Annotated in this window: 9 protein-coding genes and 1 pseudogene; 2 read left to right on the forward strand and 8 right to left on the reverse strand. The window is 28.4% G+C overall.

The features are described 5' to 3' along the window. Window positions 1-684: pseudogene (locus ACRDBA_RS12840) on the forward strand (aspartate 4-decarboxylase); the annotation flags it as partial. A 47-nt stretch (window positions 685-731) separates the two neighbouring features. On the opposite strand, the gene leuA reads toward ACRDBA_RS12840, so the two are convergent. Continuing rightward, window positions 732-2,390, reverse strand: coding sequence for a 2-isopropylmalate synthase (leuA, locus tag ACRDBA_RS12845; protein ID WP_438573323.1), 1,659 nt, complete (start codon window positions 2,388-2,390; stop codon window positions 732-734). A gap of 418 nt (window positions 2,391-2,808) precedes the next feature. Between leuA and ACRDBA_RS12850 the strand changes: the two genes are divergently transcribed. Further along, a complete protein-coding gene (locus ACRDBA_RS12850; protein WP_438573324.1) occupies window positions 2,809-3,609 on the forward strand; it encodes a Cof-type HAD-IIB family hydrolase in 801 nt (266 codons plus the stop codon). Window positions 3,610-3,629: 20 nt separating this feature from the next. Here ACRDBA_RS12850 and ACRDBA_RS12855 read toward each other — a convergent pair whose 3' ends face one another. The 7 genes from ACRDBA_RS12855 to ACRDBA_RS12885 all read right to left on the reverse strand — a co-directional run bounded on the left by ACRDBA_RS12855 (window position 3,630) and on the right by ACRDBA_RS12885 (window position 13,007). Then, on the reverse strand, window positions 3,630-4,589 hold the full coding sequence (locus ACRDBA_RS12855; RefSeq protein ID WP_438573325.1) for a D-2-hydroxyacid dehydrogenase: 960 nt from the start codon (window positions 4,587-4,589) through the stop codon (window positions 3,630-3,632). Window positions 4,590-4,695: 106 nt separating this feature from the next. Then, window positions 4,696-6,855, reverse strand: coding sequence for a YhgE/Pip family protein (locus ACRDBA_RS12860; RefSeq protein WP_438573326.1), 2,160 nt, complete (start codon window positions 6,853-6,855; stop codon window positions 4,696-4,698). Between the two features lie 297 nt (window positions 6,856-7,152). Further along, entirely contained in the window at window positions 7,153-8,274 is a 1,122-nt protein-coding gene (locus tag ACRDBA_RS12865; RefSeq protein WP_438573327.1) for a glycosyl hydrolase family 8, read from the reverse strand. Between the two features lie 73 nt (window positions 8,275-8,347). Next, on the reverse strand, window positions 8,348-9,106 hold the full coding sequence (locus ACRDBA_RS12870) for a potassium channel family protein (RefSeq protein WP_438573328.1): 759 nt from the start codon (window positions 9,104-9,106) through the stop codon (window positions 8,348-8,350). A gap of 133 nt (window positions 9,107-9,239) precedes the next feature. Continuing rightward, a complete protein-coding gene (locus ACRDBA_RS12875; protein WP_438573329.1) occupies window positions 9,240-10,283 on the reverse strand; it encodes an aldose epimerase family protein in 1,044 nt (347 codons plus the stop codon). Between the two features lie 8 nt (window positions 10,284-10,291). After that, the gene (gene galT / locus ACRDBA_RS12880) at window positions 10,292-11,806 is read right to left on the reverse strand and encodes a UDP-glucose--hexose-1-phosphate uridylyltransferase (protein ID WP_438573330.1); all 1,515 of its coding nucleotides are present in this window, start codon (window positions 11,804-11,806) and stop codon (window positions 10,292-10,294) included. Between the two features lie 31 nt (window positions 11,807-11,837). Then, window positions 11,838-13,007, reverse strand: coding sequence for a galactokinase (locus ACRDBA_RS12885; RefSeq protein ID WP_438573429.1), 1,170 nt, complete (start codon window positions 13,005-13,007; stop codon window positions 11,838-11,840). Window positions 13,008-13,033: the final 26 nt, after the last annotated feature.

Here is a 13,033-nt window from a genome sequence, read left to right on the forward strand (position 1 = left end):
TCTCTTTCAAAATACTTTGGAGTAACAGGTTGGAGATTAGGAACTATTATGCTTCATGAAAAAAATATATTTAATAAGCTCATAGCAGATTTACCAAAGGATAAAAAGGATATAGTAAATGATAGATATAAGCATATGGCATACAATCCTGAAGATATATCTTTTATAGATCGATTAGTCGCAGATAGTAGACAAGTTGCTTTAAACCATACTGCTGGCCTTTCTACACCACAGCAAGTTCAAATGGCATTTTTCTGTGGATTTGCATTAATAGATGAAAAAGATAGCTATAAACATTTAACTATGGATATATGTAAAAAGCGTAAATCTTTACTTTTCGAAGGCTTAAATATGGAGCTTATAGACAATCCTAATGATGCTTCTTACTATACTGAAATAAATATTATAGAATGGGCAAAACATAAATATGGTGAAGACTTTGCAAACTTCATTCACGAAAACTATACCCCATTTGATATAATGTATGATTTAGCTAAAAATTACTCACTAATCCTTCTTAATGGTGATGGATTCGCTTCTTCAAGATGGGCTTTAAGAGTATCTTTAGCTAACTTAAATGACAATGCTTATTATATTATTGGAAGAGTTCTTAATAACATGTTAACAGGCCTTGTAAATGCATGGGAATATTCAACTATAGTAGATATGAAAGTTTCTATTTAAAATATATTAAAATAGAAGCCACTAATAAGTGGCTTCTATTTTTTATACTATTTATATAATCTATTTATTGCACTAAATACAGCTTTTATAGATGCTACAGTAATATTACTATCTACTCCAACACCAAAGGTTTCTATACTATTATCACATCTTGTCATTTGTACATATGCAGCTGCCTTTGCTTCTGATCCTTTTCCTAATGAATGCTCTGCATAATCAATTATATTAGTTTTAACTAACTCGCTTTTTATTAATCCCTTCTTTAAAGAATCTATAGGTCCATTACCACTAGCTTCAAAGTATTTTTGCTCCCCATTATATGAGAAGTTAACTTCAATAACTGTTTCATTATTATCTTCACTATTATCACTGACCTTAAACTTAACTAATTCAAAAGGTCCTTTAGCATTTAAATATTCTTCTTGGAACTTGTCCATTATTATTTTAGGAGATATTTCCCCAACTTTTTCTGTTACACCTTGAATAATTTCACCAAATTCTTTATGCATAGCCTTTGGCATCTTATATCCAAAATGATTTTCTAAAACAAATGCTATTCCACCCTTTCCTGATTGACTGTTTATTCTTACTAATGCTTCATATTCTCTTCCTAAATCACTAGGATCTATTGGTAAATATGGAACTTGCCATATTTGATTTTCTCTTTCTCTATATTTATTCATTCCCTTATTTATAGCATCTTGATGTGACCCAGAAAATGCTGTAAATACAAGCTCCCCTGCATAAGGATGTCTAATATGAACAGGAATCTTACAACATTTTTCATATACACTTATTATTTTATTTACATTATCTAATTTAAGCTCTGGATTAACTCCATGTGAAAACATATTATAAGCTAAATTTAATATATCTACATTACCAGTTCTTTCACCATTACCAAATAATGTTCCCTCAATTCTATCAGCTCCTGCTAATAATGATAACTCTGCTGCTGCTACCCCTGTTCCTCTATCATTATGAGGATGGATACTTACTATAACTCTTTCCCTATCTTTAAAATTTCTTATTACCCACTCTATTTGATCTGCAAATATATTTGGAGTATCCATTTCAACTGTTGAAGGCAAATTAATTATAACCTTATTATTCTTGGATGCTTCCCATGTATCTAATACAGCTTCACAAACCTCTAGAGCATATTCAACTTCAGTACCTGTAAAACTTTCTGGTGAATATTCTAATGTAATTTCTCCTTTAAAATCATCTGCATATCTTTTTACTAACTTTGTTCCTTCAACTGCTATTTCTTTAATTTCATCCTTACTCATATTAAACACAACATCTCTTTGTAAAATAGATGTCGAATTATATATATGAACAACTGCTTTTTCTACACCCTTTAAAGCTTCAAAGGTTCTTTCTATTAAATGGGCTCTAGCTTGAGTAAGTACTTGAACCTTAACATCGCTAGGAATTAACTCCCTTTCAACTAATGTTCTTAAAAAATCAAATTCTATTTGAGATGCTGATGGAAATCCTATTTCAATTTCCTTGAAACCTAATTCTACAAGCATATTGAACATTTCTATTTTTTCTTCTACTGTCATTGGATTTATAAGAGATTGATTTCCATCCCTTAAATCTACACTACACCATAAAGGTGCCTTTTCAATTGTGTTATTTGGCCAAGTTCTATCACTTAACCTAATTGTTTCAAATTTTTTGTACTTCTTATAATTCATTTATGTTGCCCCCTTCTATTAATTCCCCAATTAAATATTTAAGAGTAAAAAAAAACGTAGGTCTGCTCCTTATTGGAGCAAATCTACGCGGTACCATCCAAAACCTTACTTAATTTAAATAACGGAATATTATTATACTCCGGTAAAGCCTACTTAGTTTCGGCAATACGGCTCCTGAGCTAGTTCAAAAGCGATAATCTGCGAGCTTTCACCAAACACTCTACTCTCTTTAAGATCTCATACAATCTAATACTCTCATTCATAGCCTTTCATTATTAACTTATTAGTAATATTACTATATATTACATTTATTGTCAATCGAATTTATAATTAAATTCTTCTATTATTTATATACATAAAAACTAATCAATATGATTAAAATATAAGGTAATATGATTAATATGGAATAGGTGATAAAATGATTAAACTTATAGCTACCGATTTAGATGGAACTTTATTAAAAGAAGACTGTACAATACCTCATGATTTTGGAAATGTTCTTAAGGAATTACTTAAGAAAAATATTAAATTTATAGCTGCATCTGGAAGACCTTATTATACATTAAAAAAGGATTTCGGTTCACTTTCAAACCACATTACCTTTGTTGCTGATAACGGAGCAACTATAGTAGAAAACGAACATATTATTTATTGTGACATAATCGAAAAACCTTTAGTTAAAAGAGTAATTTCACAATATAGAAAGGCTAAGGATGCTCATATAATACTATGCTGCAAGGAATGTGCTTATATTGAAAGTGATGATCCTGAATTTATACAAGAAGTAGATAAATACTATTACAATAAAGAAATTATTTCAAACATAGAGGATGTAGAAGATGATGTAATTAAGGTTACATTATGTCATTTTAAGAACGTAAAAAAACTCTCTGAAGATTTTTTTGAAAACTGCTTTAGTGATGAACTTCAAATAGTAGTTTCAGGGAAAATATGGCTTGATATAATGGATAATGGTATAAATAAAGGTAAGGGACTTCAAAAGATACAAGATAAGTATGCAATAACTAATGGTGAAACCATGGTTTTTGGAGATTATTATAATGATATACCAATGTTTGAAAGAGCTTACTATAGCTATGCTATGGATAATGCCCCTGAAGATATAAAGAAAAAAGCTCATAAAATTGCTCCTAGTAATTCTGAAGAAGGAGTAATTACTATTTTAAAAGAAAAGTTTTGCGAAAAAATTCAAGGGTAATAAACACCCTTGAATTTTTATTATAATTCTACTCTTCCTCTTTTTTCTCTATTATAAAAACCTTTAATATTTTCTATAACTTCTCCAAATAATCTTTCTCTTGCTTCAATACTTGCCCATGCTATATGAGGTGTTAAAATAACCTTTTCCTCTTTTTGAATCTTTGTTATAGGGCTATTTTCTTTTATCGGTTCAACTTCAAATACATCTAATGCTGCTCCAGCTATTATATCTTCATCTATAGCCTTTGCTAAGTCCTCTTCAACCACTATAGGACCTCTTCCCATATTTGCTAATATAGCAGTATTTTTCATTTTCTTTAATGCATCTAAATTTATTAGTCCCATTGTATTTTCATTTAATGGTGCATGTATAGTGATTATATCTGAATATGAAAGTAATTCATCAAAGGTAACTTGCTTATATTCAGAATTATTGTTTTTACCTGATGTTGAATAATAAACTACATTTGTTCCAAAAGCTTCAGCTATTTTAGCTACCTTTCTTCCTATTTCACCTAGTCCTATAATACCCCAAGTTTTCCCATGAAGTTCATTAAAAGGCTTTCCTAAATCAGTAAATAATCCTGATGAAGCATATTCTCCTGATTTAACATAATTATCATAATAAGATAATTTATCGCATAATGTTAAAACCGTTGCAAATGTATGTTGAACTACTGTGTTAGTAGAATATCCAGCTACATTAGTTACTGCAATTCCATTTTCCTTACAATATTTTATATCTATATTATTAAATCCTGTTGCAGTTTCACATATTAATTCTAAATCTTTAGCAACACTTAAATTTTCTTCCTTTAAAACTACCTTATTAGTTAATATAATATTTGCATCTTTTATTCTATCTTTTACTTCATCTGCTGACGTTGTTTCATAAAATTCTACTGTTCCAAACTCATTAAGCTTATTAAATTCTAACTTACCTAAAGTTTTTCCATCTAATACTACTATCTTTTTCATTTTGTATCCCTCCATTAGTCTTAAATTAATAACTATTTAAAAATATTATACCATTTAATAGAAAAACAAAAAAGGCTACCTTAAATAAGGTAACCTTTTATATCTTCTAATGTCCTATTAATCCACTATCATTTAATTTATCTTTAAGCTTTTTAGTAGCTTTATTTATAGGACCCTTTAATAATATTCCTACTACAATAAATACTACAGCATAAATTACAAGAGTTGTAATATCTCTATATAAGTTTTCTACTACAACTCCACCTACAGCTTCTCTCATAGCTGAAATAGCATAAGTAAATGGTAAAAATGGATGAACAAATTGGAAGAATGGACTCATTACTTCCACAGGGAATGTTCCTCCTGCTGCAGCTACTTGTATAACTAAAAGAATTACAGAAATAGCCTTTCCTACATTGCCAAATATAGATACTAGAGTATATACCATTGTAATAAATACTACACTTGTAAATACGCTAATTCCTACAAATAATGCTGGGTTAACCACATAACAATTTAAAATTAGCATATCTCCTATACTAAGTATTAATGCTTGACAAATACCTATAAATGCGAATGTTAAGAACTTTCCAAAATACTGTTCATAAGTCTTAAGCTTCTTACCATCTTCCATAGAATGAGCATTAGTCGTTAATAATGAAACTAAAATTAATGCACCAACCCACAATGAAAGAGTTGAGTAAAATGGTGACATTGCTGAACCATAGTTAGGTATAGGATATAATACTTCCTCATCTATTTTTACTGGGCTTCCTAAGAATGTACTTGTTTCTTCCCAGTTATTTTTTAATAAGCTTAGTAAAGTATTTATTTTTTCTTCATCATCTAATCCTTCAACCTTACCAGCAATGGATGATAATTTTTCCTTAAACTCTGGAAGATCAGCTTTAATTTTTTCTAATTCTTCCTTTCCTAAGTCTACTCCTTTTATTAATTTACTTAATAAATCCGTTGCCTTAGGTATTGAATCTTGAGCTCCTGATACTAATCCTAATGTATTATCAGTAATAGTAGTCATTTGATCTATAGCCTTATTTATTTCAGGAACATATTTAGAATCATAATTATCTAAAATATTAGCTACAACTGCTTTATTTGCTTCGATTAAAGCTTTAATATTTTCTAACTTACTTTTATCTATAGGCTCACCATTTATTATTTTATCTTTAGCATCACCTATTACTGTAATAACATCATCTAACTTATAATTAATATTATTTAATTCTTCTATTAGGTTTCTTATTTCAGGATTTAATTTTCCTAAAGGACCTAATAATTTAACCATACCATCTATTTTACTTTTAATATCTGTTATTTTTATAATAATACCGTCTAAAGCTTCTAGTATTGCATCCTTATTAACATTTACGTCTAAATTTAATAAGTCTCCTATTACAGAATCTGCAAAACCTAATGTTTCATTTACAAATTCTAAATCTCCTTTTACGACAGGTGCTACATCCACAACTCCTTCTTTTGCCTTTTGTAAATATCCACTTACATCTGTTAATAAACTATTGCTAGTATCTAATGTTTCTTGTATTACAGGTATATTAGCATTAATTTTATTAGTAAGATCCTCTGCTGTTATTACTCCATCATAAGCTTGATTTATTAGATTTTCGATTTCTGGCATATTATTATTAATTTCTATAATTCCGTTTACTAATCTTACAAGCTTTGGTCTTACTTCTTCTAAGCTTACACCTGTTTCATTTAGTACTTTAAATAATACTCCATTAACAGTTTCTACTATAGTTGTGTCTATTTCAGTTTTAATAGTACTTACTCCCTTATCAGTTATCTTAGGAGCAATTGCATTACTTTTTTGGTTTACCTTATAAATTAAGGTAGGTCTTTTGATATCATGAGATATTATTGACAATGTTTCCTTAGTGAAATCTTCAGGTATTATAATAGTTGCATAATACTCTCCTGTATTTACCCCTTTATTCCCCTCTTCTTCACTAACAAACTGCCAACCTAAATTAGTATTTTCCTTAAGCTTATCTATTAACTGATCTCCTACATTAATATTTTTATCACCTAAACTATCACCAGAATCCTTATTTACAATTCCAACCTGTATTCCTTTGGTATTTCCATAAGGGTCCCATCCAGCACTAATATTAAACCATGCATATAACGATGGTAAAATCATTAATCCTAGAATTATTACTAGAGCTACCCAATTAGTTACTATACTTTTTAAATCTCTAGTAAATATTCTTAAAATATTTTTCACATTATCGCCTCCATAACTTTAGCCTACTTTATAAAGTTAGTAATCTTTTTCTCTTAATATTCTTATCATTTAATATTAAATTTATTTATAAGGAATCTCGTGATAGCTTAAACGTCAAAAGTAGAGTCAAAACGACTCTACTTTTATATATGTGAATAATTTTACTATATTTTAATCCAATCAAATACATTCTTCAATATCTTTTGAAAAATTTACTAATTGTTCTAAAGATAACGATATCTTTCTAAACTTTATTAAAAAATTGTCCAAGTTATAAAAAATAATAAGGTGAATCTCCTAATTCTCTTCCAATTTTACTTTTTTAAAGGCTAAAAGAGCATTTAAATTATCATAAGAATAAACTTCCATGGTTTTCTCGTTTCCAAAACCCCCATAAATATTAGATTTTTTATTCTTCACTTGGAAGCTAATCATTTTTTTCATTCCCAATGCTTCTAACTCTTTATCACCTATAACCTTTGCTATTTGTACTATAATAGCATATATTGATGTAGATTCTATCTTTCCACCTTTTAATGAATTAATGTCATAAACTGAAGCTATATATCCATCCTTCTTTAGCCTTTCTTTAATCCAATTTATACTTTCCCCTATATCCTCTCCTATTTCAGCCTTATTTAAAATTACGCTCATAGATAATAATGTTTCTATATCATCAAAGCTATACTCATTTTTAGTAGTATAATATGTATTCTTATATAATGGCAATTCCTTTGAAATATATCCATCATTAATAACTTCCAATGTTTTATCAAACTTGGATATCCATCTTGAATCTATTTCAGACAGAACTTTAATAGATTGTAAATCTAAATAGCACAATGTAGAATTATTACTTATTCCATATTCATCTTTAAAATCTATTAAGTAATTATCTTTTAGTAAATTATCGTAAATACCATTTGATATTTTTAAAGCTAATTCCTTATATTTAATATTGCCAAATTCCTTATATCCAAGTAATAATGCCTTTATAATTCTTAAATCATCTATTGTAGCTGATACCTTTGATGGTATATTTTCATCTATTCTCCAACTTATTAATCCATTATCTAAAAGCATATTATCATTTATGTAATTATACATTTCATCAAATAAACTATCCTCTCTAGAATATAAGTAATACATCATCATCATTCCTTGTGATTCTGATAATATACTATGTCCTCTAGTAATATCACCATCACTTTTTTCATCAATTAAATTAGTATATATTCCTTTTTTACTATCCATCATATTATTTTCTATAAACCCTAAAAGAATTTCTTCTTCCTTTAAATATTCTTCACTTTCAACTGCCTCTAAGGTTTGAATAGTTATATTTTCATTACAAGAAATTTGGAAAACAGATAGTCCAATTAAAGAAACCATAATAACTTTTTTTATTTTTCTATTCATTTTACTCCCCTTTATTTTCTTTTGTGTACATTAATTTTATTCCCCAAAATTCTTAATAGTATTATAAATTTAATTATTTTAATGATTTTAATATTTTATAAATCTCATCTATTTCTTCACTAGATAATTCATCGAAATTATCTAACTTATATTTTATATGTTCAATAGTTTCCTGCTTAAATCCTATACTACGCCTTCTCTTCCCACCATTTATTATATATGCTGCAATTGTACTTGTTGTTATCCCTATAAATCCTATTCCAAATATCATTAACAAAACCCCTACTACCCTAGCTAATGGCGTAGTTAATAATACATCTCCATACCCAACTGTAGTAAATGTTACAAAGCTCCACCAAAGTGCATCTCCAAGACTTAACCCTTCTACTTGAGAAATTATTACAGCCCCAATTACAATAACTATAGTTGTTAAAACAAGCATATAATTAAACTTATTAACCCGCCTAGATTCTTTTATCTTCTTTTTAAACTTGAATGATAATAAAATTAATCTGATTATTTTAGACCATATAACTATTAGGTTAAAATGAATTTGAATATTTAAAATTAAAAATATTCTTGTAAATCCCTTTACTGTAATTAAAGATAATAAATCTATTACATTATCTTTTATAAATACTATTTTTTTCTTAGAAAATAAAAGCCTTATTACATAATCAAAAATAAATATAAAATTAACTATTATATTAATATAATAAAATGTTAATTCCACATCATGAGGCAAGCTAATTGTAAGCTCTAAAATCAACATCATTGAAAGCATTAATGCTAACAAACCTATAAAAATCTCATAAAGCATTTTTTTACTCATCTATACCTCCAAAATAAATTGGTATCTATATAGTTTATAAGCTACTTATTAAAATAATGAAGAGTTTATAAAAAATACCTTATTAATTTTATATAAAGCAAAAAGCAATCAGCCATTAGCTGATTGCTCCTTATTATCTAATTGAAAACTTATATATAGTTTCTTGATTATATTCTTCACCCATTTCTAACACTGAGTGATTTATAAATGCATTTCCTCTTCCTATAGGTGGACTTTGTGTTTCTATAGCAATTGAATGTCTTCTTTCACACTTTTTCCCACCTTCTAATAGCTCTTCATCTGGGAAGTTTTGTGAATATAATACTACTGCTTTTTGTGTAGTATATACATCCATAACTCTTCCTGAAGGCTTATGATAAAGCTTTAACTTAATTTGATCTCCACCATTTAATATCCATGGATGGTCATATCCGCATCCAACCTTTAGCTGCTCATCATCCTCTTCAATATCTCTACCTATTGTCTTAGGTGTTGTAAAATCAAATGCTGATCCATTAATATTTAATATCTTTCCAGTAGGAACTTGTGTTGAATCAAGCTGTACTAAAAAGTCACTATCAATATATAAATGATGATTTAATATACTATCATTATAAGAACCACTTAAATTAAAGTAACTATGATTAGTTAAGTTAACTAATGTAGTTTCATCACTTATTCCCTTATAATTTATCTTAAGCTCATTATTTTCCGTTAAGGTATATCTAACTGTTAAATCAAAGTTCCCAGGATATCCTTCTTCGTTGTCAGTGCTTAAGTAACTAAGTTCTACATAAGCTTCATCAGTACCTCTAAATGTCTTTACATCCATAACTTTTTTATCAAACCCAATATCTCCACCATGACCTTGATGTAATCCATAGTTTTTATTAAAAGTTAAAGTCTTTCCATTTAATTCAACTGTTCCTTCACATACTCTACCTGAAGTTCTTCCAATTAAAGCACCATAATACGATGGATTCTCCTTGTACGTATTCATATCATTATATTTCATAACAACATTTTCTAGCTTACCGTCTTTATCAGGAACTATAATATCAGTAATTATGCCGCCATAATTCAATACATTTATTTTTAAGCCATTTGAGTTTTCTAAACTATAGCTTATTATTTCCTTATTATGAAATTCACCTATAATTTTACTTTCAATATTCATGTATTCACCTACAATCCTAAAATAAACTTATCAAAGGCATTTTGGCCTTTTTCATCTCTTTTAAATACTCCTGCATCCTTTAATACTGCTAAAAACTTAAGTCCTACTTCTTCTTGCAGAATTCCTTCTACATTCTCTTCACTAATATCTGTATATTTATCAAGAATTGAAATTACCCATTCTTTATGCTTCTTTAGCTCTTCATTTTTATCTATTTCAAGAACTAATCCAGGAGTTAAAAGATATCTTTCAATTTCTTTAAGCTCTTTCTTTAATCTTGATGGAAGTATAGCTAGTCCCATAACTTCTATTAGACCTATATTCTCCTTTTTTATATGATGTAATTCTTCATGTGGATGGAAAATTCCATATTGGAATTCTTCAGTTGTTCTATTATTTCTTAAAGCTAAATCAACCTCAAAATTTTCTCCCCTTTTTCTAGCTATAGGTGTAACAGTATTATGTTCTGTTCCATCTGTATGAGAAATAATATCAACAGTTTTGTCTGAATATTTTTTCCACTGTTCATATATATATATTGCAGCTTCTAAAATAGATTCCTTATTTTTTCCTTCTAATCTTATTACAGACATAGGCCATTTAACTTTTCCTATTTTAACATCTTTAAACTTATCTAAAGAAAATTCCTTCTCTACTGGTGCCTTTGCCATTGAGAACTCATAATTTCCACCTTGGAAATGATCATGTGATAATATTGATCCACCAACTATAGGTAAATCAGCATTAGTACCAACAAAATAATGTGGGAACTTATCTATAAAATCTAGCAATCTTTTAAATGTCCCATTTGTTATCTTCATTGGGTCATGACTTCCTTTTAAAATAATGCAGTGCTCATTATAATAAACATATGGTGAGTATTGTAAAAACCACTTTTCATTATTTAATTCTAAAGGAATAATTCTATGATTTTCTCTAGCTGGATATCCTATTCTACCTTTATGCCCTTCATTTTCTACACATAATAAACATTTAGGATAATTAGTTGATACAGTATTTTTCTTTGCAGCTATATCTCTAGGATCCTTTTCAGGCTTAGATAAATTTATAGTAATATCTATATCTCCATATTCAGTAGAAGTTTTCCACTTAACATCTTTTTTAACTCTATCAGTTCTTATATAATTTGAAGCCTTACTAACTCCATAATAATAATCAGTAGCCTTTCTTTCATCGTCAGAATATAATTTGTTAAATTCATTTATTATACTTGAAGGTGGCTTAATTAAACACCCCATTAATTGTGTGTCTAATAAGTCTCTTGACTCTACCCCATTACTTTCTAAAATACCATTTTCAAATGCCCAATCAAGAATATTTTCTAGACATGGAGTTGGAGAAACAAGATTTTCTTCTTCAACTTCAACAAATTCTATATCATTTAATTGTAGTACATCCATTATTTTATTTGTAACATAAACCTTATCTAGTTCATCTACTAATCCATTTTTAATACCATATTCTAATAATCTCTCTATTTCATATGAAATGTTTATACTCATAACTATTCCACCCTCGTATCTTTATTTTTAATTAAACTAATTTTCTTGCTCCATCTCCAACGTTAACTACGTAGAAGTCAGCTTTGTGACCTATTTTTTCTTCATATGCTTTTCCTACATTTTCAATAAAGCTATCAATGCAGTCATTTTTAACTAAGCTTACTGTACATCCACCAAATCCAGCTCCTGTCATTCTTGATCCTATTACACCTTCTTGATTCCATGCAAGTTCCACTAGCGTATCAAGCTCTATTCCTGTTACTTCATAATCATCTTTTAATGAAGTATGAGATGCATTCATAAGTTTTCCAAATAAATCTATTTCATTATTTTTTAAAGCTTCAACAGCTTTTAAAGTTCTTCTATTTTCATAAACTGCATGTTTTGCACGCTTAGCATGAGTTTCATTAGCTATTAAATGCTTATTAGCTTCAAATTCCTCTTCACTTAATTCACCTAATGCTTTTATATTAAGTTCTTTTTGTAAATCAGCTAAAGCAGTTTCACATTCACTTCTTCTTTCATTATATTTTGAATCAGCAAGTCCTCTTCTCTTATTAGTATTTGAAATTACTATTGAAGCATTATCAAGTACAACTGGTGCATACTCATACTTTAATGTATTAGTATCTAATAATGTTGCACAGTTTTCCTTACCCATTCCTATAGCAAATTGATCCATTATTCCACAGTTTACACCGATGAATTTATTTTCTGCTAATTGACCAAACTTAACTAAGCTAATCATATCAACATCTAAGTTAAATAAATCTTTTAATACAACTCCTGTAACTAATTCTAATGAAGCTGAAGAAGATAAACCTGCTCCATTTGGAATATTACCATAAACATATCCTTCAAATCCTGAATCAATAGTATGTCCATTTTCTCTTAAAGCACAAATAACACCTTTACAGTAGTTAGTCCAATCATGCGCTTTTTCATTTTTTAAATCATCAACATCAAATTCAATTACTCCAAGACTTTCAAAGTTCTTTGAATATAATCTTACTAACTTATCTTCTCTTTTTCTAGCAATCATATATGTTCCAATTGTTAATGCACAAGGAAAAACATTTCCTCCATTATAATCAGTATGCTCACCTATTAAATTAACTCTACCCGGTGCGAAATATTCTCCATCTGGGTTTCCTCCAAAAATCTCACTAAACTCTCTCACTAATTCCTTTACCATAGTTATCCCTCCACATTTAATTATATACTATT

Origin of the sequence: Clostridium sp. (genome assembly GCF_051654825.1) — a bacterium.
Taxonomy (GTDB): Bacteria; Bacillota; Clostridia; order Clostridiales; family Clostridiaceae; genus Clostridium.

Excerpts from the sequence above, each read along its gene's own strand:
- leuA (WP_438573323.1), bottom strand. The coding sequence starts at position 2,390 with ATGAATTATAAGAAGTACAAAAAATTTGAAACAATTAGGTTAAGTGAT.
- ACRDBA_RS12850 (WP_438573324.1), top strand. The coding sequence starts at position 2,809 with ATGATTAAACTTATAGCTACCGATTTAGATGGAACTTTATTAAAAGAA.
- ACRDBA_RS12855 (WP_438573325.1), bottom strand. The coding sequence starts at position 4,589 with ATGAAAAAGATAGTAGTATTAGATGGAAAAACTTTAGGTAAGTTAGAA.
- ACRDBA_RS12865 (WP_438573327.1), bottom strand. The coding sequence starts at position 8,274 with ATGAATAGAAAAATAAAAAAAGTTATTATGGTTTCTTTAATTGGACTA.
- ACRDBA_RS12870 (WP_438573328.1), bottom strand. The coding sequence starts at position 9,106 with ATGAGTAAAAAAATGCTTTATGAGATTTTTATAGGTTTGTTAGCATTA.
- ACRDBA_RS12875 (WP_438573329.1), bottom strand. The coding sequence starts at position 10,283 with ATGAATATTGAAAGTAAAATTATAGGTGAATTTCATAATAAGGAAATA.
- galT (WP_438573330.1), bottom strand. The coding sequence starts at position 11,806 with ATGAGTATAAACATTTCATATGAAATAGAGAGATTATTAGAATATGGT.